At 66.0% G+C, this 21,090-nt stretch carries 35 protein-coding genes and 1 tRNA gene; 9 read left to right on the top strand and 27 right to left on the bottom strand.

Annotated features, from left to right (window positions below; genetic code table 11):
* Position 1: 1 nt before the first annotated feature.
* From ACV7NL_RS19245 to ACV7NL_RS19355, 23 genes are all read right to left on the bottom strand, one after another.
* Positions 2-1,741, bottom strand: a complete 1,740-nt coding sequence (locus tag ACV7NL_RS19245; protein WP_463356529.1) for a terminase large subunit — start codon at positions 1,739-1,741, stop codon at positions 2-4.
* Positions 1,738-2,331: a transposase gene (locus ACV7NL_RS19250; protein WP_463356530.1), complete on the bottom strand. Its 594-nt coding sequence runs from the start codon at positions 2,329-2,331 to the stop codon at positions 1,738-1,740. Before ACV7NL_RS19250 ends, ACV7NL_RS19245 begins: the two co-directional genes overlap by 4 nt.
* A gap of 136 nt (positions 2,332-2,467) precedes the next feature.
* The gene (locus ACV7NL_RS19255; RefSeq protein ID WP_463356531.1) at positions 2,468-2,719 is read right to left on the bottom strand and encodes a hypothetical protein; all 252 of its coding nucleotides are present in this window, start codon (positions 2,717-2,719) and stop codon (positions 2,468-2,470) included.
* 2 nt (positions 2,720-2,721) lie between these two features.
* A complete protein-coding gene (locus ACV7NL_RS19260) occupies positions 2,722-3,057 on the bottom strand; it encodes an HNH endonuclease signature motif containing protein (protein WP_463356532.1) in 336 nt (111 codons plus the stop codon).
* Between the two features lie 19 nt (positions 3,058-3,076).
* A tRNA-Met gene (locus tag ACV7NL_RS19265) sits at positions 3,077-3,153 on the bottom strand.
* A gap of 165 nt (positions 3,154-3,318) precedes the next feature.
* Positions 3,319-4,032, bottom strand: a complete 714-nt coding sequence (nusG, locus tag ACV7NL_RS19270) for a transcription termination/antitermination protein NusG (RefSeq protein WP_463356533.1) — start codon at positions 4,030-4,032, stop codon at positions 3,319-3,321.
* Between the two features lie 62 nt (positions 4,033-4,094).
* Complete coding sequence (locus tag ACV7NL_RS19275; RefSeq protein ID WP_463356534.1) at positions 4,095-4,334, bottom strand: hypothetical protein; 240 nt, start codon at positions 4,332-4,334, stop codon at positions 4,095-4,097.
* Entirely contained in the window at positions 4,334-4,555 is a 222-nt protein-coding gene (locus ACV7NL_RS19280; RefSeq protein WP_463356535.1) for a hypothetical protein, read from the bottom strand. Before ACV7NL_RS19280 ends, ACV7NL_RS19275 begins: the two co-directional genes overlap by 1 nt.
* Positions 4,552-4,842, bottom strand: coding sequence for a hypothetical protein (locus tag ACV7NL_RS19285; protein ID WP_463356536.1), 291 nt, complete (start codon positions 4,840-4,842; stop codon positions 4,552-4,554). Before ACV7NL_RS19285 ends, ACV7NL_RS19280 begins: the two co-directional genes overlap by 4 nt.
* Positions 4,839-5,123, bottom strand: a complete 285-nt coding sequence (locus ACV7NL_RS19290; RefSeq protein WP_463356537.1) for a DUF7352 domain-containing protein — start codon at positions 5,121-5,123, stop codon at positions 4,839-4,841. Before ACV7NL_RS19290 ends, ACV7NL_RS19285 begins: the two co-directional genes overlap by 4 nt.
* Complete coding sequence (locus ACV7NL_RS19295; RefSeq protein ID WP_463356538.1) at positions 5,120-5,455, bottom strand: hypothetical protein; 336 nt, start codon at positions 5,453-5,455, stop codon at positions 5,120-5,122. The genes ACV7NL_RS19290 and ACV7NL_RS19295 overlap by 4 nt, the downstream gene beginning before the upstream one ends.
* A complete protein-coding gene (locus ACV7NL_RS19300) occupies positions 5,452-6,213 on the bottom strand; it encodes a hypothetical protein (RefSeq protein WP_463356539.1) in 762 nt (253 codons plus the stop codon). Before ACV7NL_RS19300 ends, ACV7NL_RS19295 begins: the two co-directional genes overlap by 4 nt.
* 106 nt (positions 6,214-6,319) lie before the next feature.
* Entirely contained in the window at positions 6,320-7,357 is a 1,038-nt protein-coding gene (locus ACV7NL_RS19305; RefSeq protein ID WP_463356540.1) for a DUF1376 domain-containing protein, read from the bottom strand.
* The gene (locus ACV7NL_RS19310; protein ID WP_463356541.1) at positions 7,354-8,763 is read right to left on the bottom strand and encodes a replicative DNA helicase; all 1,410 of its coding nucleotides are present in this window, start codon (positions 8,761-8,763) and stop codon (positions 7,354-7,356) included. Before ACV7NL_RS19310 ends, ACV7NL_RS19305 begins: the two co-directional genes overlap by 4 nt.
* Complete coding sequence (locus ACV7NL_RS19315; protein WP_463356542.1) at positions 8,760-8,981, bottom strand: hypothetical protein; 222 nt, start codon at positions 8,979-8,981, stop codon at positions 8,760-8,762. The genes ACV7NL_RS19310 and ACV7NL_RS19315 overlap by 4 nt, the downstream gene beginning before the upstream one ends.
* Positions 8,978-9,457 (bottom strand): HNH endonuclease, encoded by a 480-nt coding sequence (locus ACV7NL_RS19320; RefSeq protein ID WP_463356543.1) that lies wholly within the window; start codon positions 9,455-9,457, stop codon positions 8,978-8,980. The genes ACV7NL_RS19315 and ACV7NL_RS19320 overlap by 4 nt, the downstream gene beginning before the upstream one ends.
* Before the next feature lie 7 nt (positions 9,458-9,464).
* Positions 9,465-10,049, bottom strand: a complete 585-nt coding sequence (locus ACV7NL_RS19325; RefSeq protein WP_463356544.1) for an MT-A70 family methyltransferase — start codon at positions 10,047-10,049, stop codon at positions 9,465-9,467.
* Complete coding sequence (locus ACV7NL_RS19330; RefSeq protein WP_463356545.1) at positions 10,046-10,294, bottom strand: hypothetical protein; 249 nt, start codon at positions 10,292-10,294, stop codon at positions 10,046-10,048. Before ACV7NL_RS19330 ends, ACV7NL_RS19325 begins: the two co-directional genes overlap by 4 nt.
* A complete protein-coding gene (locus tag ACV7NL_RS19335) occupies positions 10,291-10,722 on the bottom strand; it encodes a VRR-NUC domain-containing protein (RefSeq protein WP_463356546.1) in 432 nt (143 codons plus the stop codon). The genes ACV7NL_RS19330 and ACV7NL_RS19335 overlap by 4 nt, the downstream gene beginning before the upstream one ends.
* Before the next feature lie 3 nt (positions 10,723-10,725).
* Positions 10,726-11,670, bottom strand: coding sequence for an ATP-binding protein (locus tag ACV7NL_RS19340; protein ID WP_463356547.1), 945 nt, complete (start codon positions 11,668-11,670; stop codon positions 10,726-10,728).
* A gap of 3 nt (positions 11,671-11,673) precedes the next feature.
* Positions 11,674-12,321: a DUF2312 domain-containing protein gene (locus ACV7NL_RS19345; RefSeq protein ID WP_463356548.1), complete on the bottom strand. Its 648-nt coding sequence runs from the start codon at positions 12,319-12,321 to the stop codon at positions 11,674-11,676.
* A gap of 95 nt (positions 12,322-12,416) precedes the next feature.
* Complete coding sequence (locus tag ACV7NL_RS19350) at positions 12,417-12,836, bottom strand: Ros/MucR family transcriptional regulator (protein ID WP_463357171.1); 420 nt, start codon at positions 12,834-12,836, stop codon at positions 12,417-12,419.
* Between the two features lie 242 nt (positions 12,837-13,078).
* Positions 13,079-13,459 carry a hypothetical protein gene (locus ACV7NL_RS19355; RefSeq protein WP_463356549.1) on the bottom strand — a complete coding sequence of 127 codons (381 nt, stop codon included), beginning with the start codon at positions 13,457-13,459 and terminating at the stop codon, positions 13,079-13,081.
* A 224-nt stretch (positions 13,460-13,683) separates the two neighbouring features.
* Here ACV7NL_RS19355 and ACV7NL_RS19360 point away from each other — a divergent pair, with 224 nt between their 5' ends.
* Entirely contained in the window at positions 13,684-13,929 is a 246-nt protein-coding gene (locus ACV7NL_RS19360) for a hypothetical protein (protein WP_463356550.1), read from the top strand.
* Positions 13,930-13,987: 58 nt separating this feature from the next.
* Here ACV7NL_RS19360 and ACV7NL_RS19365 read toward each other — a convergent pair whose 3' ends face one another.
* From ACV7NL_RS19365 to ACV7NL_RS19375, 3 genes are read right to left on the bottom strand one after another with little or no spacing between them, the layout of a single operon-like run.
* Positions 13,988-14,443, bottom strand: coding sequence for a hypothetical protein (locus tag ACV7NL_RS19365; protein ID WP_463356551.1), 456 nt, complete (start codon positions 14,441-14,443; stop codon positions 13,988-13,990).
* Positions 14,440-14,835: a hypothetical protein gene (locus ACV7NL_RS19370; protein WP_463356552.1), complete on the bottom strand. Its 396-nt coding sequence runs from the start codon at positions 14,833-14,835 to the stop codon at positions 14,440-14,442. The genes ACV7NL_RS19365 and ACV7NL_RS19370 overlap by 4 nt, the downstream gene beginning before the upstream one ends.
* Complete coding sequence (locus tag ACV7NL_RS19375; RefSeq protein ID WP_463356553.1) at positions 14,835-15,065, bottom strand: YdaS family helix-turn-helix protein; 231 nt, start codon at positions 15,063-15,065, stop codon at positions 14,835-14,837. The genes ACV7NL_RS19370 and ACV7NL_RS19375 overlap by 1 nt, the downstream gene beginning before the upstream one ends.
* Positions 15,066-15,148: 83 nt before the next feature.
* Between ACV7NL_RS19375 and ACV7NL_RS19380 the strand changes: the two genes are divergently transcribed.
* Positions 15,149-15,877, top strand: coding sequence for an XRE family transcriptional regulator (locus ACV7NL_RS19380; RefSeq protein WP_463357172.1), 729 nt, complete (start codon positions 15,149-15,151; stop codon positions 15,875-15,877).
* Between the two features lie 4 nt (positions 15,878-15,881).
* Here ACV7NL_RS19380 and ACV7NL_RS19385 read toward each other — a convergent pair whose 3' ends face one another.
* A complete protein-coding gene (locus tag ACV7NL_RS19385) occupies positions 15,882-16,988 on the bottom strand; it encodes a hypothetical protein (RefSeq protein WP_463356554.1) in 1,107 nt (368 codons plus the stop codon).
* Between ACV7NL_RS19385 and ACV7NL_RS19390 the strand changes: the two genes are divergently transcribed.
* From ACV7NL_RS19390 to ACV7NL_RS19420, 7 genes are all read left to right on the top strand, one after another.
* Positions 16,970-17,659, top strand: a complete 690-nt coding sequence (locus tag ACV7NL_RS19390) for a hypothetical protein (protein WP_463356555.1) — start codon at positions 16,970-16,972, stop codon at positions 17,657-17,659. The two genes, ACV7NL_RS19385 and ACV7NL_RS19390, sit on opposite strands and share 19 nt — an antisense overlap.
* Before the next feature lie 70 nt (positions 17,660-17,729).
* Positions 17,730-18,209, top strand: coding sequence for a hypothetical protein (locus ACV7NL_RS19395; protein WP_463356556.1), 480 nt, complete (start codon positions 17,730-17,732; stop codon positions 18,207-18,209).
* Between the two features lie 3 nt (positions 18,210-18,212).
* On the top strand, positions 18,213-18,359 hold the full coding sequence (locus ACV7NL_RS19400) for a hypothetical protein (protein ID WP_463356557.1): 147 nt from the start codon (positions 18,213-18,215) through the stop codon (positions 18,357-18,359).
* Complete coding sequence (locus tag ACV7NL_RS19405; RefSeq protein WP_463356558.1) at positions 18,356-18,499, top strand: hypothetical protein; 144 nt, start codon at positions 18,356-18,358, stop codon at positions 18,497-18,499. The genes ACV7NL_RS19400 and ACV7NL_RS19405 overlap by 4 nt, the downstream gene beginning before the upstream one ends.
* The gene (locus tag ACV7NL_RS19410) at positions 18,499-19,446 is read left to right on the top strand and encodes a DUF5131 family protein (RefSeq protein ID WP_463356559.1); all 948 of its coding nucleotides are present in this window, start codon (positions 18,499-18,501) and stop codon (positions 19,444-19,446) included. The genes ACV7NL_RS19405 and ACV7NL_RS19410 overlap by 1 nt, the downstream gene beginning before the upstream one ends.
* Positions 19,443-20,030 (top strand): hypothetical protein, encoded by a 588-nt coding sequence (locus ACV7NL_RS19415; RefSeq protein ID WP_463356560.1) that lies wholly within the window; start codon positions 19,443-19,445, stop codon positions 20,028-20,030. The genes ACV7NL_RS19410 and ACV7NL_RS19415 overlap by 4 nt, the downstream gene beginning before the upstream one ends.
* The gene (locus ACV7NL_RS19420; protein WP_463356561.1) at positions 20,027-21,082 is read left to right on the top strand and encodes a hypothetical protein; all 1,056 of its coding nucleotides are present in this window, start codon (positions 20,027-20,029) and stop codon (positions 21,080-21,082) included. The genes ACV7NL_RS19415 and ACV7NL_RS19420 overlap by 4 nt, the downstream gene beginning before the upstream one ends.
* Positions 21,083-21,090: the final 8 nt, after the last annotated feature.

Consider the following 21,090-nt stretch of genomic DNA (forward strand, 5'->3'; position numbering starts at 1 on the left):
CTCACACCAGTATGAGGCCCCGCCCCTCATAGACCGACCGCGTATTGACGGGCTCAGGGTTCAACGACATCGGAACCACCGCGTCGAACAGGGACATCACCGGGTCGATCTTTGCGTCGCCGGCGTTCTGCTTCGTCGCCCGTATGGCGGTGGCGGTCGGCTCGATCTTCAGGTTGCCCACGGCCCAGGCCATGAGGCTGGATCCGGAATGCCGGAGCGTGCCGTTCGCAAGCTTCCGCTCGGCGGTCTTGATGGCGTTCATCATGCCGTAGCCCTGGGGCACGCCCACGAGGAGCTTTGCCTCTTGGGTGACACCGATCTCGGCCATGGCCTCGATGAACTCGCCGAGACCGGCCGGATCGACGCCGACACAGGCCAGGATACCGGCATCCTTGATGCTGGCGACTACCTCGACGATCTGCCCGATGTCGCCGAGCTCGTCGTTCACGATGGTAAGCTCGCCGGCCCGTTCGAAATCTCGCAGGCGCGGCGCGATTGACTTGCGCCGCGTTAGCACCCCCTCGTGGCACCAGGCATGGGTCCAGGCGAGCCAGTCGCGAGTTGTTTTCTCTCGCCCGAGTACCGTCAGGCCGAAGAGGTCGTCCAGGCCGCCGCCGTCGATGCCGACGCAGACGACCTCGCATCGGTCCAGGATCACCTGCAGCCCAGCGCGGCTATCATCCGCTGTCGAGACCAGGGCGACATCCGCCCGAGCGCTCCAGTATTCCGAGCCGGACCAGCGATTGGCCCGGAGGTTCATCCCGATCTCGACGTTCAGGTGCTTCGCAAGGAAGGTGCGGCGAGTGTCCTCGCCCTTGCCCTCCTCCTTCACCATCTCGTCTTGCAGCCACTCCCGGCTCACCGAACGGTCGATGTTCGGGTTCGTGATGTAGAAGTTCTCAGGGTCGAGGTAACCCTTGGCCTCGATCATCGCCTTCGGGAACTCGTAGAGGAGGCCGAGGCTCTTCGGATCCTTGATCTTGCCGTCCCGGACGTCCCGGAAGTAGTCCAGCTTCGCCTTGAACACCCCGGCGGGTGGCTCATCGCTTTGCGTCGAGAGCCAGATCACGAAGCCCTCGGGCCGGGAGACCAGACCACCGGTCGCCTCGCGCAGCATCGAATCGGCGTTCGCCCGCTTTCCGAAGATCCAGAGCTCGTCGATCAGGATGCGCCCTGACTTCTTGCCCGAGACCGTGTCGGTATCCGCGGCGACCACCTTTAAGGCCGCCTTCGTGCTCAGGTGCGTGATGGTCTTGAGGTGGTCCTGCACATGCAGGAAGCCGCCCTCCCCCAACGCCGCGTCCAATTCCGGGTCGGCACGCACCATCGCGGCGGCCGGCTTGAAGCTGTTCTGCGCCACCTCGATCGTCGGCGCGAGGATCAACACCTCCTCGTTGTGCCGCCAGTTCACGATCAGGGCGGTGAGCATGATGCCCGCCCCGATGGTCGACTTGGTGTTCTTCTTCGAGATGAGGAGGCCGAACTCCCGGATCAGCTGCTTGCCCGTGCTCTCGTCGTAGGCGCCGAAGATGGCGGCCACGAAGTCGATGACCCAGGGCTCGCTCACCTCACCGAAGGTCGGCTGTCCGGGCAGGTCGACCACCCGGAGCGCCTTGAACACGCGCAGCGCATCCTCGGCGGCCTCAGGGAACAGCGGCTTGCACGGGATGAGCGACCGTCCGGCGACGATTCGCTTCTCCCAGTCCGGGCACGCCGTCGTCCACTCAGGCTTTGCGGTCACGAGTTATTGGCCACCAGCCGCGGGCCAGTCCGCTGGGCGAACTTGCCGCCGCCCGAGGTTGCTTCGTCCGCGCCGGCCTGGCGCTGCTTCTTCTTGCCCTCCGGCACGGCCGCATCCGCGAGGGTCTTGGCGGCCAAGGCCAGATTCTTCAGCGTGCCGGCCCGGGTAGATAGGCTGACCGCCTTCATCATCGCCTCACGGCGGTTGCCGTCGTTCTTGCCCGGCGTCGAGGCGAGGATCTGCTCCTCCATCTCGCCGATGTAGGAGGTGGTGACCTCCAGTTCGTCCATCATCCGGACCACGAGATCGCGGCCACGGTCGAGGATGGCTTCAGGCTTCACTGGCTCGGCGTCGGTAGGCTTCATGCGGGCCACGAGCGGGGCCACGACCTCGTCGAGGGTCGGCGGAGCCTGCGGAGCAGGACGCGGAGTAACACCCTCGGGACGGGCCCAGCCCTTTTCCTTCGCCTTAAGGCGGACGGCCTTTTCAGAGCACCCGAACCAGCGGGCTATCTCCCTGATTGAGCTTGTGCTTTTGCTGAAATCGCGCTCGATCCCGGCCCAGTCGATAGGTTTTTTTGCCTTGGCCATGGCTGCGATGTCCGCGCTACTCCGCACTACCTGAAACGACCCACCAGGATAAAATCTGCGAATGGGACCCTGTGCGGTGACACCCCTAGGCCGCCGTTAACATTTGATGCCCCCCTACCTCCTGGTAGGCAGGCGGTCAGCCCTCGGGGGTGGCGCCCACCTCGACCATGATGGGCGGGTGGGCCGTGCCGAGGATCCGCACGTGGATGGGCGCGCCCGCCAGGAGGGCAGCAAGCTCATCGGGGGTCGGCAGCCAGGCCGTGGTCATGGCTGGAGTCTCTGGTCCGCCCACGCTGCAGGTGATGACCTCGTCACGGATGGGCAGGCCGAGGTAGCCCTGGCTCTTGCCGAGCACCCGAGTGCAGCCTTCGACGCGACCGATCTGCATGCTCAGGCCCCCATCGTGCCCATGCGACGCGCCCTAGCGGCTGCGGTCTTCTTCTGGTGATGCGGCGGGCACAGGGCCTGGCCGTTCTTCGGGTCCAGAGGGTCGCCGCCATCCCGGCGCTCGATGATGTGGTCAGCGTAGAGCCTGACCCCGCCACGCCTGCCGTGGGCCGTGCAGCCCGGGGCTTGGCACTTCCACCCTGCTCGCTTCAGCACCTCCTGCCTCCAGGCCTTGTGCTCTGGGGTGAGGAGGTCTGCCTCTGCCGTCTTGGGCGGAGGGCGCGAGGTGCGCGTGTCGAGGGTGGAGAGGCGAGAGCTTATGGTGGTGAGGCGGGCCATGTCGCCTCGCTGCTGGAAATGGTTGCGGCGCTCGGATTCGAACCGAGGACCTTCAGGTTATGAGCCTGACGCGCTACCGGACTGCGCTACGCCACGATGAACTTGAGGGACGACTTTCCCAACGTAAGAAGCGGCAGGGCCAGCATAGGCCTCACATCCGTCCTCGCAGCCATCCGAGCGGTTCCGCTTCGTTCGATGGCACGCGAGGGACAATAGGGCTGGCCTACCAAAGGTCAAGCAATCAATAGGCCGCGCCGATGATCAAGCCGCTTTGTGCACATCCTCGATCGGCAGGCTGACGTTGCAGGCTGAGCCCATCACGGTCAGCGAGATGACGCCAACAGTGCCGCCCTCTGCCGTACCAACGAAGCTACCTGCAAAGCCGCTGAAGACGCCCGAGCCTGCGCGCACCTCATCGCCAGCCTGCAGGCCAGCTAGTGGGTTGAGGTTGGTGCGGCCCGCAATCTCGTCCTCACCTTGCTTCCGCATCCAGCGCAGGCCCTCGGCGTTCATGCGCAGCGGTCCTGCCGTTGGTGAGCCAAGGATACCTGAGAGGCCGTGGACGTTGCGCTGGTCGATGTCCCGCTCCCGCAGCGCCGCCATGGTCACATCGCAGAGGCCCCCGAGCACGCCGAGGAACAGGTACGAGCGCATGATGGGGCGCTGCTGCTCACGGCGCGGCACCCGCAGGTTCGAACGGACCGCACGCCTCCAGGTGAACTCGCACGGGACGTAGGCCAGGAAGGGCGTCTCGCCGTCCCTGCGCCCACCAAGCTGGATCTGCCTGACGCTGGCGGCAGCCGACAACTCCCGGCTCGGCGCTGTCGTGCAGACGTACCAGCGCACAGCCTTGGCCCAAAGGTTCGGCGTCTTGTTGCGACGCTCCTCCGGGATCGGCTCATCCTGAGCGATGATGGCATTGTGCTGCGGGGTCACTCGGGCCTGGAAACGCTGGCCGTGGAGCTTTGCACCCATGGTGTGAATCCTCGATACGCTACGAGAGGATGGGGAGAAGGACCGGTGGCAGCCGGCGGGGCTCAGGCTTCGCTGGGCAAATCCAGTGGAATCGTGGCTCGCAAGCTGGCCTTGAAGCCGCTCTGGTATTCCGGCGAGCCGCACATGTTGGGTTCGATCTTGAACTTGCCGTGCTTGCGAAGCGTGTCGACCGGGATGCCGAGCCTGTCGGCAATGACCCGCTCGACGATGTCGTCCAACTGCTCGCGCGTCAGGTAGACGTCGACGACGCGCTCGTGCTTTTCCTTGTCCCGAATATCCATCACGCGATCTCCCTGGTGGCGGGCTTCCAGCCCATGAAGCGCTGGAGGGTGTCGGAGATCTTGGCGGCGACGGAGCAGTGCTCCTTGCTCACGCCATAGGTCGTCATGTGCTCGCCGTGGGGCGCGGGGTCGTCACCCACCTTGCGGGCGTAGATGACAACCTGGTCGTAGCCGTAGGCCTCGGCGATCTGCCGGGCCGCGCTGATGGGGATGCGATTCATCGTCCGCGCTCCCCGCCCCAGTATTCCAGAGGCTTCTCCAGCCGCCGGTCGATCGCCTGCTTCAGAGCGGTGGCCACCTGCTCGTCGCCGTAGTTCGCCCGCCAGAGGTCGATGGCTGAGGCGACGAGGGCGTGAGCTGCGACGTCGGCCTGCATGCCCTCGGCAAAGGGCTTCTCCAGCAGGTCCATGACGCCTCGGGCGAGATCGGCCACATGCCGGCCGGAGACGTTCATCATGCCTTCGGGCGGCCGGTGTCCGGCGGCCTCGCGACGCTTGCTCTCACTCATGCTGCGATCTCCGTGGGCTGTGCGGCTGGGCTCCGATAGAGGTGCCAGACGAAGCTGCCGTCCTGAATGGAGCCGCAGTGCAGCCAGGGTTCCGGTATGCGATTGCCAGTGCCGAAGATGCCGACCTTGATGGTGCGCTCGGGCTCGACCTGAACGACCTCAGCCCAGAAGCAGTAGCGCCCGTCCTGGATATCGAAGTGGACGATCCGCCCGAGGCCCGGCGCCGTGAACTCCTGCAGTTCGGCCTGCAGCTTGAGGGTGAACTTCCAGACCGTCTTCATGGCTGTCCGATCTCCCCGTAGACGTAGGCCGTCAGCATCGGACCCACCGTCAGCATCGTATCGTCCTGGAAGATGATGGTCTCTCCGTCGTCCCCCATGGTGTTGACGGTGAAGAGACCGGTCTGAATCAGCATCAGGACAGCGTCACAGACCTCCCATCCGCATCGGTCCTCAGACTGGCCGATGAAGGTGCGGAGGTGCTTGTGAAGAGCATGCGGGCTGATGGGCCCGCTCAGATGGGCGGCGTAGGCGATGGCCTGGGCGAAGAGAGCGGCACGCCACTCGGGTGAGCCGGTCGTCACGGCGGGGCGGGTGGTGACGGTCGCCTTCATGGCCGGTCGCCCTGCACCAATGTCAGCTTGCCCTGGCCGCGCCGCTCGGCTGCCTTGTGCTCGATCTCCGCCCGGCCGCCCTCGTCCAGCCACGCCCGAGCGACTAGCGGATCGAAGACGTAGGCCTGGCTGCTGCCGAGCGAGGCCATACGGACCACCGCGCCCTTCTGAGCGTGGAAGCGACGGAGGCGATGCGAGACCCACGGGGCCATCCCGCGCAGGCCCTTCCGAGCGCCAAGGCCCGCCATGGCCAGTACCTGCCCCGCGCTGACGCCTCGCACGACCGAGTGCTGCTGCTCCGCCACCTGCTCCCGCACCATCATCGGCAAGAGTTCGCCCAACTGCTTGGCCAGGATGCCCTTCATCATCCCGCCGACGGCCTTCATGTCGATGGTGGCCGGAACGTCGAGGTGACCGCGGCGCCAAGCCACGAACGTCCGGATGAGCATAGCCCGGACCGCTGGCGCGTTCGGCGCATCCGATACGGCGGCAGCGTAGAGCGCCTGCTCCTCGTTCAAGTGCCATTCCTCGGACTTCTGCCCCCGATAGGTGGTCTCGACCACCAGGACGGGGCCGAACCCCTCAAGCGCGCCACGGTGGCGCGCTAACGTCTTTCGGATGTCGCGGGGCTGCTTGAACCCAAGGCGCTCGGCGATTTCGAGATCGCGAGCACGTGGCTCGCCGTCCCGCTCGATCAGCGCAACCTCCTGGAGGCTCGCCGTCTGCGCCGGGGCAGTGCTATGCGTCGCTTCGGTCATCGTGATGTTCCTGCATCTCGGTGGTCGCTGGTCCCTCGTTGGTAGCGAGGGGTCGGAGTAGGCAGCGGGGCTGTGCTTTGGACGGCTGCGGCCCCGCTGCCGGTGGTCAAGCTGCCTGTCGGCCGCGCTCATGAGTCGGGCTGGCTGGTCGAGGCTGGATGTTGAACTCACGGAGGATGTGCGATGGAACCCTCGTGGCGGGTGCATCCGGGGGAGGCGTGTGCCCTGCGAGGTCCCATGCGCCGAAGGTGTTGCGCCAGCGCCGAACCTCAGCCCGCCAACGATCATCCGTCAGGCCAGCGAGGTAGGTGGACTCGGCGGGCTGCCCGATTCCGGCGGCTGAGAGCTCCTGCGGCTGGTAGTCCTTCCAACGCTGCTTGTTCAGCCACACGTTCGCGGACTGCACGAACTCAGTGCCGACCTTGCCAAGACGGGTTTGCTCCGCGGCGTAGCCCTTGGCGCCGGCGATGATCTCGGCAGGTGTGGCTCCGCGACGCCGAGCCTCGAGCCAACGCTTCCGCGCTTCGGTGACCGGGAAGGCCGTGCTTCTCTTCGGGTAGGCAGCTCGAAATTCGGCGAAGCCCTCGGGTTCCGTCCCCTTGGGGACTACAGGGGTCTTCTCTCCTCTTCTCTCCTCTTCTCTGCTTTCAGATGTCGAAGCATTTGCTTGTCCTGTGGCGTTATCTTTCAATGGGTTAAAGCCATTCACTTCGGTCTCACTCGTGGTGCACTCGGTACGCACCTCTGGCGCACTCGTGGTGCACTGGGTATCCACCTCCGCATCACTGGCTCCGCACTCCGCACTCACTCGACTTGCGCGTCCTCCCGCGCCGCCCGCCGCCGCCCGCTTCTCGGACAGCGCTTCGCGCCCTGCGAGTTCGGCCACGACGCGCGCGTTGGTGAGCTTGCCGTCTTCGGTGCGGACGATCTTGCCGGCTGCGACAAGCTGATGGACCAGAGCCGTTGCCTTGACGTTCCCGCACCGGAAGAGGCCCTGGAGCAAGCGGGTGGACTCGGGCACCGGCCCGCGGGCGTCGTACATCGCGTGGCAGAGGCGCAGGTACGCCGCCTCCTGCTCAAGGGTCAGGTCGACGGTCCCGACATTCCAGGCCCGGAAATCCATCTTGTAGAATTCCGGCTTCATCGGACCATCTCCGCGATGACGTTGCACGCCACATCGCAGAAGCAGTCGATGCGAAGCGTGGGGCCCGAGCGCTGCTTCAGGATCTCGATCTCAAGAACCTCTCGACGCATCGCGAGCCGATCGTTCTCGGCGTCGGTCCGATCAATCTTGCGTTCGAGGTAGTAGGCCTCTCGGAAGAGCCCGAGCACCACATCGGCGTCCTGCTCGATCGATCCGCTGTCGCGCAGGTCAGAGAGGACGGGGCGCTTGTCCTCGCGGGTCTCAACGGCACGGCTTAGCTGGCACAGGCCAACGATCGGGATGCTGAGCTCTTTCGCCAGACCCTTCAGCCCCCCCGAGATCTCCGTCATCTCCTGAACTCTGTTGCCCGAGTAGCGCTGAGATGGGCGCACGAGGCCCATGTGGTCCACGACCAGTGCCGCGAGCTTGGTACCGGCTCGCTCCGCCCGCATCGCCATTTGCCGGGCACGGGCGGCGATCTGCGAGAGCGTGACGGCCGGCTGAGGCTCGATCCAGATCGGGATGCGGGCCGCCTCGCGCTCGGCGTCGTAGAGCCGCCGCAGCGCATCGTCGGAGAGACTGCGGGCCTCCGCGATAGAGCGGTAACTGATCTGCTCCCATTCCCGAGGGTTGTAGGCGACGGCAGCAAGCACGCGCTGGCCGAGCTCAACGTCGCTCATCTCCAGCGAGATGAACCCGACTGGGCCCGCTTGGCGCGCTGCGCAGATCGCCGTATGCAGCGCCACCGCCGTCTTGCCCATGGCAGGCCGGCCGGCGAGCACGATGAACTGGGCCTCGCCCATGCCGAGCGTTGCGCGGTCCAGGCTCGGGATGCCGAAGGGCACCCCATAGGCGTCGTTCGTCGTCCGCATGTGGTTGAGGCGCTTCATGACCCGCCCCAGGCTCGCGCCGAGCGTCGTGCCGCGCATGCCCTGGCTGAGACCAGCGCTGGCCACCTCGTCGAGGGAAGCGATCATCTGGGCCGCATAAGCGGCTGGATTCGCGACCGCGCCCGCCGTCATTGCAGCAACGGCCTGCTGTGCCGTGTCTAGTACCCGGCGCATCCGCGCGGCCTCGGCGATCATCCTGGCGTAGCCCGGAGCGCCGCTGATCGTAGTGGCGCTGGAGATCAGCCGGGCGATGTAGGCGCCAACCGTCTGCCCACCGAGATCGGCGTTGCCGAGGACCATCTTCATCAGCGTGAAGTCGATGGTCTCGCCCGCGTCGCGACGCTGACACATCACGTCGAAGATGTGCCCGTGCACGCCCTCGAAGAAGTCCTCAGCCTTCACGTACTCCCGGGCCCGGTCCAAGGCCTCCGGCACGTGGAGTACGGCGCCGAGGAGTCCCTGCTCGGCCTCAAGGGCATGGGGAATGGTGATTTCCGCCTGGGCCTGCCCGGTCATGCGCGATGCCTCTGTGCAAGGCGGGCATCCAACGCGCGATCGCCTTCATTCTGCTCTGCCGACTGAAACAGCGTCAGGAAGGTCCGCCACGCCTTGCCAGCCGCTAGACCATCGGTCAGGGACAGCGTGTCGTCCGCGCGCTGCTTCGCCATCACGTAGGCGTCCCAAGCTGCAGTCGCGCGCCGATCGCGCTCTTCGGTGAGGTGCACGATGCTCATGGCGTCACCCTCGATGTCGGCCGCCAATCGGTCTCGTCCGCGGCGCCCTTACCGAGGTTGCAGTCCTCGCAGAGCACCTGAAGGTTCGCGACGACGAGAGCGAGTTCGGGGAATCGCGACCGCGGCTTGATGTGGTGGACGTGGAGCGGATAGCCGGGCGTAGGGGTGGCGCCGCAGCACTGACAAGCCCCGCCATGTTGGCGCAGGGCCTCGTACCGGACGGTGCGCCAAGCGTCGGTCAGGTAGAAGTCGTCAGCTGCCGGCTTCGGCGCCGTGGCCAGCGAGGTGTCGCCTAGTGGCAAGACGGTCTGGCCGGGCCGGCGATAGGGGCGGTACGGCACCGCGGCCAAGCGCTCAGGATGAAGCCGGCGCAGCGCCCCGCGCGGCCCGCGGCACGGCTTGCCGCCGAGCGCCCCGCACTTCGGGCAGGAGAGCCGTAGAGCCTCAACGCGACGGAAGGGGCGGGTCTTGCTCATGTCCGCGCTACTCCGCAGCCGTGGCGAGGTGCAAAGCGTCGAACTTCGCAGCCTCGTGACCCCAGGAGGACCAACCCTCACGGGACTCGCGGCTGAACAGGTCTGCCCGATTCATCGCGCCCGGCATCAGTGCCTCGGCGGCGGCATACGCTTCGTCCGGCTTCCGGCTGTGCTCGCGAACCGGCCCCATGATGACGCTACGGACGGAGCGGCCCGCGCGCGGACGGCCAAACTTGCCGATCAGGAAAGGCTCCGAAGCGCAGCGCAGGACATAGCCCGTGCCGAAAGCCAGCTTGCCGCCAGAGGTCGTCTTCACCCAGGTGCCAGCGGTCGTGAAGGTGAAGCCCCAGGCCGCCATGACGTCGAGCGCCTGGGGCAGCATCGGGTTCGTGGCCCAGAGCCACAGGAAGGCGTCACCGCGCGCGAGCTGCGCGACAGGCAGGGCCTTGATCTCCTCGAGCGACATGCAGGCATACTGAGCCTGAGCGCCCTTGGACTCGCCCCGGTCGGACCGAAGAGCAAAGGCCCACGGCGGATCGACCATGATGATGTCGAAGCCGAAGGGCGCCAAGAGACCGAAGGGCCACGTCATGCGCGCTGCGCCTCCTGCTGACGGGCGGCGTAGAGGGCGTCTTGATGACGACCGATGACGTTGGCGGCGTAAGCCTGAGCGAGGCTCAGCTTCGGCAAGGGCTCGCGCATGACTTCAAGGTGGACGCAGATCGCCTGCGCCGCCTCGATGGTGCTCTGGCCGGACTTCCAGACGCGGAGAACGAGATCGCGGGCTTGGCTCTCGATTTCAGGCGACGAGGATATGCGGAGGATGGCGCGGGTCATGGCCGGGCTCCACGCTGTGAGGGATCGGTCTGATAGGCTGCCGGGCCGTTCACCTGAGGCCGCACGACACCCCACGACTCGAGGATGGCGATGGGCTCGTCGCGACCGTAGGTGTCGACGAACGGGATGGAGACGAATGAGCAGAGGCCGCGGAACAGCTTCTGCTCGAGCGAGAGCCGGCCAGTCGGGGTCTTCAGCTCGATGAAGCCGATGCGGACCTTGCCGCCGATCACCAGGAGGTCTGGCAGGCCCTTGGTGAGGCCGGCTTGACCCTTCGCGGCTTCGTTCGGGATCGCCGCCACCAGGGTGTGCGGAAGACCGAACATGCGCCAGTGCTGGCACACTGCCGACTGGATGTCGGACTCGCGCATCTTCACGCCCTTGATGGGCATGCGGCGTGAAATGGGGTGATGCGCGAAGGTTCGCATGGGTCAGGCCTCCCGCGCCGGCGGCCAAGCGACGTCGCTCAGCTTCGAGACAAGGTTGGGTGAGCGCCACAGCGGCGGCGGCTCGTAGTCCGGATGCGGCTTTGACTGGGCGATGACGTTCGCGAAGGCCTCGGACGCTGAGCCGGCCGGCTTGCGCAGGCGTGAGCCGAGAACGATGGAGCGTTTTACGCCCTCCATCAGATCGCGCAGGAGCGACGGTGCTGCGCCATCAGTGAGGTCCGTCAGGATCTCGATGGCATCTTCGCCGAAGTCGAACGGCATGCCGTAGCGCTTCAGGATTGCGAACCGCGCGTCGTCGTCAGGCAAGTCGACCACGATCTGCATACCGAACCGCCGCCACAGTGCGGGGTCGAGCGAGTCCGCCCGGTTCGTGGCCCCGATCAGGACGCCTTTGAACTCCTCGATCCGGCGAAGGAGCACCGTCAGCATCGAGTTGCGAGCGTCAGTGGCGCCACCGCCGGAATCAGAGGCGCGCTTCATCCCGATAGCGTCGATCTCGTCGATGAAGACGACGGCCGGGGTGTCCGCCAAGGCGAGCGCGTCGAAAAGCTTGGCCACGTTGCCTTCGGACTGACCGAGGTACTTGCCGAAGATGTTCTCGGCGCCGACGCACACGAGAGGCACGCCGAGACGAGCTGAGAGGTGGTGTGCGAGCGTCGTCTTCCCGCACCCAGGAGGGCCGAACAGAAGCGCGGTGTTGCGCGGCTTTACGCCGACGGCTGCAAGCTCGTCCGCCGCGTTGATCTCGGCCAGCCAGCCGAAGATGGCAGCGCGGACGTTGGCGCCGAGGATTGGCTCCTCCGCTTCAGTTGGACTGCGCACCTCGGCCACCCCGCGCAGCTTGCCGGTTAGGTGCGAGACAGCGGCCTCGACCTTGCTCTCGCGCTTCCGGGGGCTGGAATCGTCGGCGATAGGATCGCGTCGCATCGATCAGCGTCCCTCGCCCGAGCGCTTCTCAGCCGGGGTCTTCGGCTTCCGGCGGAATGCGGCCGGGAGGTCCATGCCGTCCGAGCCCGTTCCACGACACCAGCCCTCATCCCAGGCAGCACGACGGGGATCGCCCGCGATGTAGGGGTTAGCGAACACCTTGGCGCCGGCGGTGGCGGCTTCTTCGCCCTCGACCCTGGCGGCATCGATTACGTCCTGACCCATCGCGCCGGACGGCGGAGCGTCTGTGCTCTCAGGCTCGTCGTCGGGTCCTGCTTCGGCCGGACCCTCCTCATCGTCGCCCTTTGCCGCGGCGGGCGGCGGCAGTGGCGGCGGATCATCTGCGCGTCGGCGCGTGGCATCGCCGAGCGGTGTGCCGTCAAGCATACCGAGGCTAGCCAGATAGAGGTCGGCGAGCGCTTCGGTCTCCTGCCGGGCGGCTTTCTCCGACTCGTCCTCCATCATGCGCTTCACGACGATCGCGAGAGCCTTTTTATCGAAGCCGTTACCGGCCGCTTCGGCGCCGACTTCCTTCGCGTCCTGCTGCAGGTTTTTGATCTCGCCCTTCAGCCGGACGATGCGCTCGGCGTAGGAGCGCAGCATGCCTGCGGCATTGCTGTTCGATTGCGACGACGTCTGACCTGTGGTCATGTCAGGGTGCTTTCCGTGGGATCTACGGGGAGCGTTTCGCCCGGTCTTTCGCTGTTTCGGCCCCGTTACAGCTTGAGAGACCGGGCGACTTTCGTTCAGGCTGCGGCCTGCATCGGCTCGGCGGCCGGCGTGGCGCGGCGCTGCTGCCCGAGGCCCATGTTCTTCGCGAGTTCGGACCGCGCGGCTGCGTAGTTCGGGGCGACCATCGGGTAGTCGGAGGGGAGGTTCCACCGAGCCCGATACTGCGCGGGCGTCATGTCGTAGTGCGTGCGCAGGTGGCGCTTGAGCGACTTGAACTTCTTCCCGTCTTCCAGGCAGATGATGGCGTCGGGGGTGATGGACCGCTTGATCGCGACGGCCGGCACCGGCGCTGCGGCCTCGGCGGCGGGCGCGTAGTTCACGCCCTCGCTGACCGCCTTCAGGGCGCCGTAGGTCGAGTGGATGAGCGCCGGCAGATCGGCCTGCGAGACATGGCTGTTGCCGACGTAGGCCACGACGACGCCGACGGTCATCATCAGGATTTCATTGAGCGGGGCGATGCCGGCGAGGTCTCGTGCGACAGTCTCTTCGGTCTCCGGGTGTGCGGCGATCGTATCGGGCATGGGACGCTCTCTGTGGTGGTGAAGGCGGGAGCCGCCCGCCGGCGGGAAGGGTCAGGCGCCCGGGCGCGGCACGCACGGGCGGTGCGGCTTGCGCACAGGTACCTTGATGCGGTCGCCATCAGCGGTGAGGACGAGGATGGTGGCGCGGGCGTCACTCATGGGCGGCCGCTCAGTCGCGATGCGCTCTGACCCACCAGCGGAGCCACCACGGCAGAGGCTTTCCGGCCTCCCTCAGCGCGCGCGCGCGGCGCCACATGAAGGCCCTCGTTCGAGCTCGGATCCATTCCATCGTCCTCCCTCCCGAGGGCGAAGAACGCCGCTCGATCTTCGTCGGCTTGAGCGTCCCAGCGGTCGCAATTGGCTTGGTAGGTCGCGTGAATCCGGAGGAAGGTGTCCGCATCCAGCCGCACGGGCTGATTGCCGAGGAACTTCCGGACCCAAGAGCCCGTCGCGCCGATCGTGCGGGCGACGGTGTCGTAGGCGAGCATCCGCGAACCGGTGCGCCGCTCGGCATGGCGCACGAGCGCGTCCAGCATCGGGCTGGTGAGATCAGCAGCGCTCTGCATTGTCCGTTTCCGGGCAAAAATTGTCCGCACCTGAACAACCCTCCGTGGTCGATTGGACATCGACAGAGGGGGTGCAGGCCGAGACCGAGGACTGAGACGAAACCCGATACGCAACACTGGGCAGGGACGCGCGGCGGCCATGGGCTGGCAGGCTGGAGCCGAAGCGCGAAACACGAACCGAGGACGACCGAGACATGGCCGACGACGAGACGAACGGAACCGCGACGATCCTGGCGATGCATGCCATGGTGTCGTGGCTGGTGAAGAGGGAACTGGCGAGGGACGAGGAAGCCGGAGCATCACTCAGCCGACACGTTGCCGAGGCAATGATGGGCGTGACGCAGCTGGATCCTGACCTCGCAGAAGCGGCGCACGCGGCACGCGGCGTCGTGGCCCGAGCCATCGGCGAGCGGCCGATGTTCCTGCAGTTGCACGGGTGAGCGCCCGGCCGGCTACGCAGGACAGAGATGCCGACCGGGCGGCTGCCGACGGCGCGGGTCACGGGCGAGCACCGTGAGCGCGTCGGATGGCGGCCACCGCAGCGATCTGCGGGAGGCCATAGGCGCCCTCAAGATCGACCAGCGTCAGCCCGCTCTGGTGAAGGCAGGCAATCGCGTGATCGCTGAGCAGGGACGAGTCACGCGGCGCGGAGGCGATGACGCTCAGCAGACGCGATGCGGTCTCGTCGCGCCGTGCGGCGCCAATAATGAAGCGCCCGACCTTGCCGCCGCCGCGCTTGACCCGCGTATCGGGAGTCCTGGCCATCCGCGCTTCGATCCAGCGCGCGCGACCGTTCTCAGCAGACTTCTCCACGAGGCCGAGTATCGGCAGGCGTGCGCGGATGAAGCGTGGGCTCAGCTTCAGCTCGTACCCGATCTCACGGACGGACTGACCGACCATGGTCAGCCGCCGGATGCCGGCATCGTGGCGGGTCTTGATGTCGGTGGCGCTCATGATGCGCCTCCCGACGAAAGAGCGACACGCGGCGCGCGCGACAGGTCTTGCGCGGCCGGGTGCGCTACATCGGATGCTGTGACACTACCGATGGAGATGAATCGATGTCCCTCGCCGACGAGTTCAAGGTCGAGATCCCTTGCCCCAAGTGCCAGACCGAAATCTCTGAGAGCCTGAGAAATCTTCAGAACAGTCCGAAGCTCACCTGTCCGTCCTGTGGCGCAGAGATCCAAATACAGTCCGAAGGGGATGACGCCGTCGGGCCGCTCGATGATCTCGACCGCGCGCTGCGGAATTTCGGGAAGCGCTGAAAGCTTCGCTGCAAGCTCTCCGATCCACGCGAGGACACGTGGGTCGGGGCCAAGAATAGACATGCGCAGCTGCTCGCACATTAGGCAGCGCTCGCTTCTGCGGGGGTGGGGTACAGGTCGGGGCGCAACTTGCTGCGAGAAACGCCAGTCGCGGCTTCAATGGCCAGTACCCATTCTGCCGGCGTCCCTCGCTTACTCTTGTTGAGCCAAGTCCAGACGTTCGACTGCGTCGTGCCAATCGCGTTCGCTAGGCCAAGCTGGCCTTTCGCGATCTCGGTAGCGCGTGCGAGGGCTTCATGGGCAGGGCTCATGAGACCGGAATATACCGGAAAAACGGTAGCTGCAACCGAAATTACGGTTGAGACTGTCGGTAATCGTGGCGCTAGCAGGAATCATGGAGCACCTTGGGCACCGATTGAAATCAGCGCGCGAAGCTGCTGGTCTGTCTCAGGCAGAACTGGCGGAGCGAGTTGGAATGTCTCAGCAAGGCGTCGCAGACATCGAAACGAAGGGCGGTCGTCCTCGCAAGTTGATCGAAATCGCCCGTGCCTGTGGTGTCAGCCCAGAATGGCTTCTCGGGCAAAGCGCCGATCGCAATTCCTCTCAGGACTCCGAGCCGCCCTTGCGCTCTGCGCGCTCATCTCGTCAAGCCCATCCCGTATCCCGTAAGTCCCTACCTGAGTACGATATTCGAGCAGGCGCGGCTTATGGCGGCGGCATGGACGACCAGTCCTGGCAGGATGGTGATATTTCGGGGCATGAGCCGGTCGCTAGCTGGGGGCTCCCACAGGCATACGTCGAGCGCGAGTTGGGGCTCAGCTATGGGTTCGCCGACGTCCTCTCAGTTCGGGGCGATTCGATGGACGATGGCTCTGCGCAGGCCCTGCGATCTGGGGATCGGGTCATCATTGACCGCAAAGATGTTGACCCTCGACAGGGCGGTATCTTCGCAGTCTGGGATGGTGGTGGGGTGATCATTAAGCAGGTTGAAATAGTTAGAGGAACCGAGCCGCCACAGATCGTATGCACGTCTCGGAACACCAACTACAAACCCATACATATCTTAATCGACGGCAACGCCCATATTATTGGAAGGGTAGCGGCCAGATTTTCGAGGATGTAGGGGCTTAACACCTACCTATTTTCGGATAGGTCGTCGTGCTGTATTCAGAGTATTTGCAGCTTACAACCGCTGACGTCCAGTGAACGTCCTTCGTTCTATCATTATAGAGCACAAACATTTTTGGCCTATAGTGAACGCTATGAGTCACAGTTGTGCGGTCTCTCGGATCCTGAATAGTCGGAGAGTTCTTGATTGTGGCATCGCTCGCGTACGGCTGCACTATGTCACCCATCATTCCGAGTCGCAGATCCTGCATCTCGGTCTTAGCCTGCTCTACCGACATTGGGACCATAACATCCCCAGAGAAATGGGGCATCTCCAGTTCCCACACTTCTTCAGTTGATTTCGTTATTAAAACCGATGCCCCGAAAGAGTTTTGGCCTTGATATGAACCCTGAGGCATCTCGACGTAAGAGCGCTTAGGTCCCAATACGAAAATCTTAACTTCTTTAGTGTCGGCATTATAGCTTAGAAGATGAGGGGGCGTTGCCTCACAGAACACTCCGTCAGTTTTAATACGGGCATCTCTAATCTGGGCGCCTTGACGCGTCGCATAATCTTGAGTGCTTTCGAACTGTGTTTTTGGTGTCAGAGCCGCAGAAAGCTCCGTAAAAAGTTTTTTCTGATCGCATGTGCTGACCTGCTTGAGGTCAATCGCGGTAAGCCTAGTAGGCTTGCTTGGCTGAGATTTCGAGCCAGGAGTAGCCGCATCCGCTTTTGAGAACACTTTATCGAAGCAGGCAAGTCGAGCTTTCGGCGTCGCAATATCACGACATTCCGCCCCCGGAGCGCCTTCACTGATCGCTGCCGCCCGCAATGATGTCGTCGAGACAATCATAAGAGCGATAGCCGTTCCGCTCTTTAGGTGTCGCATGCATGCCTCGTTCACGCGATGGCCGTTCAAATTTCGCCAATTCCTACGAGGTATAGCTGCCGCCGGTGTGGATAACCAACCGATCATAGTTATGGGGAAGAGCCGCTGCGCCGACCTGATATAACCGAAACGGTAGAACACAACCGGAATACCGGTTGACATGCCTACCGAAATATCGGTATCGGTAGTCCATCGCCTCACGGCAGATGGAGTCGCCAGTGCCTCCCCAACACCCATCGGATACGGTCTCCTCCCGCGAGCTGAGCCTTCGCACCTTCGGCAACGATGGGACGGGCCAGGGTCGCCGCAAGCGGGCCCTCGAGCGCGCCACCGAGAGCCGCTACGCTGTTGCCGCGAAGCGCCGCCGTGAAGCTGCACTGAAGCCCGACCAGATCGTCACCTTCATGGTCGAGACGACCGTTCGGCTTCACGGGCTGACGGCTCGCCAGATGCGCGCCGGCCGGCTGGATGCCGCCCGCATCGACACCATCCTTTCCCGCACCGTGAAGCATCGCAGCGCGGGCTTCATCGCCATCGCGCCGAGCCCCGAGGATGCCGCGCTTCTGGCATCCTGGCTCCGCAGCCCTGGCGTCGATGAGTTCGGCCTGGCGCTGACGCAGCTCGACGCCATCGCCGGCATAGCGGTGCCCGATGGCGCGGCCGTCGACCTCCCCGTGACCGAGCTTGTCAGCACGCTCGGTGCCCTTGAGCGCTCCAGTGCTTCCGATGCGGTTGCTGCCGCCCGTCATCTTCGCTCAGCCGGCACGGTGGGTGGAGCCGCCCGCTTCTACGTCCTTCCGGAGGCGGCCGCGCCCATCGCGGACACGCTCCACGCTCTCGGACTCGCGCGCAGCCTCGTGAACAGCCTGGACCGCATCGCCGGCCGGCCCGAGCCGCGCCCGCACTGATCCCCCCGCCTCCGCGCCGGGGCTGACGGTGCGCCGCCCTATCCCATCCAGAACATCGCCCGAGGCCGCCATGAGCGCTCCGTTCCGCAACTCCGACCCGACTTTGACTGCCGACGACCTCGCAACGCAGGTGCACATCCTGAACGTGGCCGCTCACCGGCTCATGGGAGCGGTCAACAAGCTCGCTTTCAAGAATGCGACGAGTGCTGAATTCGACGGCCTGAACGGGGCTCGGGCGATCGAGGGCCTGCGCGCCACCTTCGAGGGCACCGTTGAGGATCTGCGCTCGATGTTCGCCGAGGCGCTGGGCGGGCCCGGTGCGGTGAATGGGTCCATTCCGTCGCTCGTCGTCGCCCTTCGGTCCCGTCTCCAGGAGAACGAGATCGCAGCCGGGTGCCGGCCGAAGGATCCGCTCGCTACCGCGATGCGCCGGGTCGACGAGGCCGAGGCCGCTGAGCGCAGCCTGGTCGCCGCGGCCCACGGCGCCGGCGTCCGATTCCCTCGGCTCGGTGACCTCGACGCCGGCTTTCACAGCCCGATGGCCGGGTGAGCCATGGGCATCGGCGCGATCATCGCAGCCGCGGTCACCGTCGGCTTCCTCACCGGCCTCTCCTGGCTGGTCGTCGCCTCCCTGACGAGCGCGCTCCGCGAGGACGAGCGCTCCTTCCCCCACCTCCCGACAGACGAGTCCTGCCGATGATTGCCTTTCCGCGCCTCGGCCCAACGGCCAACGACAACCGCGCCGCCTACGATGTCACCGCGCTGACGATGTACGCCTTCGGCCCTAGCCTCATCGTCGCTCTCGTCGCTGCCGTCCTCTTCCTCGTGAAGGTGTGGTGATGGCCGAGAACAGCACCATCGAATGGACGGACCACACCTGGTCGCCCTGGATCGGCTGCACGAAGGTGAGCCCGGCGTGCGACGGATGCTACGCCGAACACCTGATGGATACTCGGCTCGGCCGGGTCGCCTGGGGACCGCACGGCGAGCGCTCGCGGACGAGCGCGGATTACTGGCGCAAGCCGCTCACTTGGAACCGGCAGGCCGCGGCCGCAGGGCGGGTCGCCACCGTCTTCCCGAGCCTGTGCGATCCCTTCGACAATCGCGCCGACCCGGCCGTGCGCCGCGAGTGGTTCGACCTGATGCGGGCCACGCCGCACCTGACGTGGCTCCTGCTGACGAAGCGGCCGCAGAACGCCGTCGCGATGTCCGAGGCAGCCGGCGGCCTGCCGAGCAACGCGGCGCTCGGCACGACGTGCGAGGACCAGGAGCGCGCGAACCGGAACGTGCGGCACCTGCTCGACGCAGCCTACGACCTGCGCCCGCGCTTCACCTTCGTGTCCGCTGAGCCGCTTCTAGGGCCGATCGACTTCACGCGCATCGTCTACGGCCCGGCGGGCGACTTCACGGTGGTCCGCGACGCCCTGGCCGACACCGACATCGAGCGCATCGACTGGGTCATCACCGGGGGAGAGACGGACCAGGGCGCCCATCGGGCCCGACCGACACACCCGGACTGGAACCGCGCAATCCGGGACGCCTGCGCCAAGGCCGGGGTGCCGTACCTGCACAAGCAGAACGGCGAGTGGATTCTGGACGATCCCAGCAACCCGAGCGCCTTCCCGAACGGGTGGCGCGCCCTGAGGGCACACACGAACGGCCCGGCCCGACGCGAAGAGCTCTACCCCGAAGCCGGCGCAGCCTTCGTCTCCAAGGTCGGCAAGAAGCTCGCCGGGCGGCTCCTCGATGGCGTCGAGCACAACGGCATGCCGGAGGTCCGGCCATGATCGCCGAGCCCGTCGCCTATCACGACAAGTTCCTGGTCGGGAACGGAGAGGCCTGCAAGCACTGCGAAGGCAAGGGCCGGGTCGCTGGCCCGAGGGGCCGCACCTTCCGCCGCTGCAAGCCCTGCAAGGGCACCGGTCGCGGCCCGCTTCCCGCCGAGGTGATCGTCGCTAACACCCGGCCCTCTGGGCGCCAGGCTGCGCTGGTCATTGAGGCCAGGAACGCCCGCGAGCTCGCCGAGATGGACAGCGACCGCGCGGAGATCCAGGCGAAGGCCGAGGCAGCCGCGAAGCCCGTCGAGCGCATCTGCGGCGTGCCCATGCCCGTCGAGTTCGGCCGACGTGACGACGACACGATGTGGATCAGCTTCGGCGTGCCGCTCGTCGCACACCTGCAGATGGATTTCCCAGGATCCGCCAGGGACGCGGCCGCCTTCGCTCAAGCGCTCAACGGCCTGCCGGTGATCCTCGAGGCGCTGAAGGCCGTCCGCAGCGAATGCCGTGACCCCGATACCGACTCTGGCGTGTCGAACGCCACCGGTGACCTCGTCGAGAACGCGCTTCGGGCGCTGGGAGAGCGACTATGAGCCAGACCGAACTCGTCACGATCCCGGCGCAGACCGCGCTGCATGTCTTCACGACCGACGGAGCGATGGACCCCTTCCTGGCCCGCGTGCGCCAGGAGATCGACGGCTTCACGCCCGACATCACCACCGCAAAGGGCCGGAAGGCGGTCGCGGCGATGGCCTACAAGGTCTCGCAGACCAAGAGCTACCTGGAGGGCGTCGGGAAGGCCCTCGCTGCCGAACAGAAGCTGATCCCGGGCAAGATCGACGCATCCCGCGCGCGGGTCCGGAGCATCCTAAACGGCTGGCGCGACGAGGTCCGCAAGCCGCTGACCGACTGGGAGCTTGCCGAGGAAGCCCGCGTCTTCCGGCATCGGTCCGCCATCGCCGAACTCTACGGCCTGCCGGGCGGCGCCACGTCGGTCGACGAGATAGCCGCTGCCATCGCGAGCACCGAAGCCTTCGTCATCGGCCCGGATCTCGAGGAGTTCACCACGGAATACGCCATGGCGAAGGACACCGCCTTGCGTGAGCTGCGCGCCAATTTGGCGGAGCGTCAGCGCTTGGAAGCGGAGAGGGCCGAGCGCGCGCGGATTCAGCGTGAGGCGGAGGAACGCGCCGCCGCAGAACGGGAGGATCGTATCCGTGCCGAGGCCGTCGCCGCCGAGCGCGACCGTGCCGAGCAGGCGGCCGCCGCGGAGCGCGACCGGGTCGCGCGGGAAGCGGCCGCCGAGCGTCGCCGCGTCGAGGCTGAGGCCGCCCGCGTGGAGGCCGCGGCGCAGGCTGAGCGTGATGCCGCGGACCGCCGCGAGCGCGACCTGCGTCTCCAGGCAGAAGCTGCGGAGCGCCGCGCCGCCGAAACCGAACTCCGGCTGAAGCGCGAGGCTGAGGACAGGACTAGGCAGGAAGCCGAAGAGGCCGCCCGCCGGGAGGCCGACAGCCGCCGCCGCAGCAAGGTCAATCGCGAGGCTATGGCCGCCCTTGTGGCCGGTGGCGTGCCCGAGGACCTCGCCAAGCTCGCCGTGACGATGATCGCCCGTCGGGCGGTCCCGCACGTCGCCATCACGTACTGAGGGGGGCT

The organism is Methylobacterium sp. Ger2507 (assembly GCF_055231875.1).

Bases quoted from the DNA above. Each gene is read 5' to 3' on its own strand.
- ACV7NL_RS19290 (WP_463356537.1), bottom strand. From the start codon at position 5,123: ATGAAGACGGTCTGGAAGTTCACCCTCAAGCTGCAGGCCGAACTGCAG.
- ACV7NL_RS19275 (WP_463356534.1), bottom strand. From the start codon at position 4,334: ATGGATATTCGGGACAAGGAAAAGCACGAGCGCGTCGTCGACGTCTAC.
- ACV7NL_RS19335 (WP_463356546.1), bottom strand. From the start codon at position 10,722: ATGCGAACCTTCGCGCATCACCCCATTTCACGCCGCATGCCCATCAAG.
- ACV7NL_RS19370 (WP_463356552.1), bottom strand. From the start codon at position 14,835: ATGTGCGAGCAGCTGCGCATGTCTATTCTTGGCCCCGACCCACGTGTC.
- ACV7NL_RS19285 (WP_463356536.1), bottom strand. From the start codon at position 4,842: ATGAGTGAGAGCAAGCGTCGCGAGGCCGCCGGACACCGGCCGCCCGAA.
- ACV7NL_RS19405 (WP_463356558.1), top strand. From the start codon at position 18,356: ATGATTGCCTTTCCGCGCCTCGGCCCAACGGCCAACGACAACCGCGCC.
- ACV7NL_RS19340 (WP_463356547.1), bottom strand. From the start codon at position 11,670: ATGCGACGCGATCCTATCGCCGACGATTCCAGCCCCCGGAAGCGCGAG.
- ACV7NL_RS19355 (WP_463356549.1), bottom strand. From the start codon at position 13,459: ATGCTGGACGCGCTCGTGCGCCATGCCGAGCGGCGCACCGGTTCGCGG.
- ACV7NL_RS19255 (WP_463356531.1), bottom strand. From the start codon at position 2,719: ATGCAGATCGGTCGCGTCGAAGGCTGCACTCGGGTGCTCGGCAAGAGC.
- nusG (WP_463356533.1), bottom strand. From the start codon at position 4,032: ATGGGTGCAAAGCTCCACGGCCAGCGTTTCCAGGCCCGAGTGACCCCG.
- ACV7NL_RS19300 (WP_463356539.1), bottom strand. From the start codon at position 6,213: ATGACCGAAGCGACGCATAGCACTGCCCCGGCGCAGACGGCGAGCCTC.
- ACV7NL_RS19330 (WP_463356545.1), bottom strand. From the start codon at position 10,294: ATGACCCGCGCCATCCTCCGCATATCCTCGTCGCCTGAAATCGAGAGC.
- ACV7NL_RS19315 (WP_463356542.1), bottom strand. From the start codon at position 8,981: ATGAGCATCGTGCACCTCACCGAAGAGCGCGATCGGCGCGCGACTGCA.
- ACV7NL_RS19415 (WP_463356560.1), top strand. From the start codon at position 19,443: ATGATCGCCGAGCCCGTCGCCTATCACGACAAGTTCCTGGTCGGGAAC.
- ACV7NL_RS19375 (WP_463356553.1), bottom strand. From the start codon at position 15,065: ATGAGCCCTGCCCATGAAGCCCTCGCACGCGCTACCGAGATCGCGAAA.
- ACV7NL_RS19385 (WP_463356554.1), bottom strand. From the start codon at position 16,988: ATGGGTGTTGGGGAGGCACTGGCGACTCCATCTGCCGTGAGGCGATGG.
- ACV7NL_RS19400 (WP_463356557.1), top strand. From the start codon at position 18,213: ATGGGCATCGGCGCGATCATCGCAGCCGCGGTCACCGTCGGCTTCCTC.
- ACV7NL_RS19365 (WP_463356551.1), bottom strand. From the start codon at position 14,443: ATGAGCGCCACCGACATCAAGACCCGCCACGATGCCGGCATCCGGCGG.
- ACV7NL_RS19260 (WP_463356532.1), bottom strand. From the start codon at position 3,057: ATGGCCCGCCTCACCACCATAAGCTCTCGCCTCTCCACCCTCGACACG.
- ACV7NL_RS19350 (WP_463357171.1), bottom strand. From the start codon at position 12,836: ATGATGACCGTCGGCGTCGTCGTGGCCTACGTCGGCAACAGCCATGTC.
- ACV7NL_RS19420 (WP_463356561.1), top strand. From the start codon at position 20,027: ATGAGCCAGACCGAACTCGTCACGATCCCGGCGCAGACCGCGCTGCAT.
- ACV7NL_RS19305 (WP_463356540.1), bottom strand. From the start codon at position 7,357: ATGAAGCCGGAATTCTACAAGATGGATTTCCGGGCCTGGAATGTCGGG.
- ACV7NL_RS19395 (WP_463356556.1), top strand. From the start codon at position 17,730: ATGAGCGCTCCGTTCCGCAACTCCGACCCGACTTTGACTGCCGACGAC.
- ACV7NL_RS19280 (WP_463356535.1), bottom strand. From the start codon at position 4,555: ATGAATCGCATCCCCATCAGCGCGGCCCGGCAGATCGCCGAGGCCTAC.
- ACV7NL_RS19345 (WP_463356548.1), bottom strand. From the start codon at position 12,321: ATGACCACAGGTCAGACGTCGTCGCAATCGAACAGCAATGCCGCAGGC.
- ACV7NL_RS19250 (WP_463356530.1), bottom strand. From the start codon at position 2,331: ATGGCCAAGGCAAAAAAACCTATCGACTGGGCCGGGATCGAGCGCGAT.
- ACV7NL_RS19360 (WP_463356550.1), top strand. From the start codon at position 13,684: ATGGCCGACGACGAGACGAACGGAACCGCGACGATCCTGGCGATGCAT.
- ACV7NL_RS19325 (WP_463356544.1), bottom strand. From the start codon at position 10,049: ATGACGTGGCCCTTCGGTCTCTTGGCGCCCTTCGGCTTCGACATCATC.
- ACV7NL_RS19310 (WP_463356541.1), bottom strand. From the start codon at position 8,763: ATGACCGGGCAGGCCCAGGCGGAAATCACCATTCCCCATGCCCTTGAG.
- ACV7NL_RS19380 (WP_463357172.1), top strand. From the start codon at position 15,149: ATGGAGCACCTTGGGCACCGATTGAAATCAGCGCGCGAAGCTGCTGGT.
- ACV7NL_RS19320 (WP_463356543.1), bottom strand. From the start codon at position 9,457: ATGAGCAAGACCCGCCCCTTCCGTCGCGTTGAGGCTCTACGGCTCTCC.
- ACV7NL_RS19410 (WP_463356559.1), top strand. From the start codon at position 18,499: ATGGCCGAGAACAGCACCATCGAATGGACGGACCACACCTGGTCGCCC.
- ACV7NL_RS19295 (WP_463356538.1), bottom strand. From the start codon at position 5,455: ATGAAGGCGACCGTCACCACCCGCCCCGCCGTGACGACCGGCTCACCC.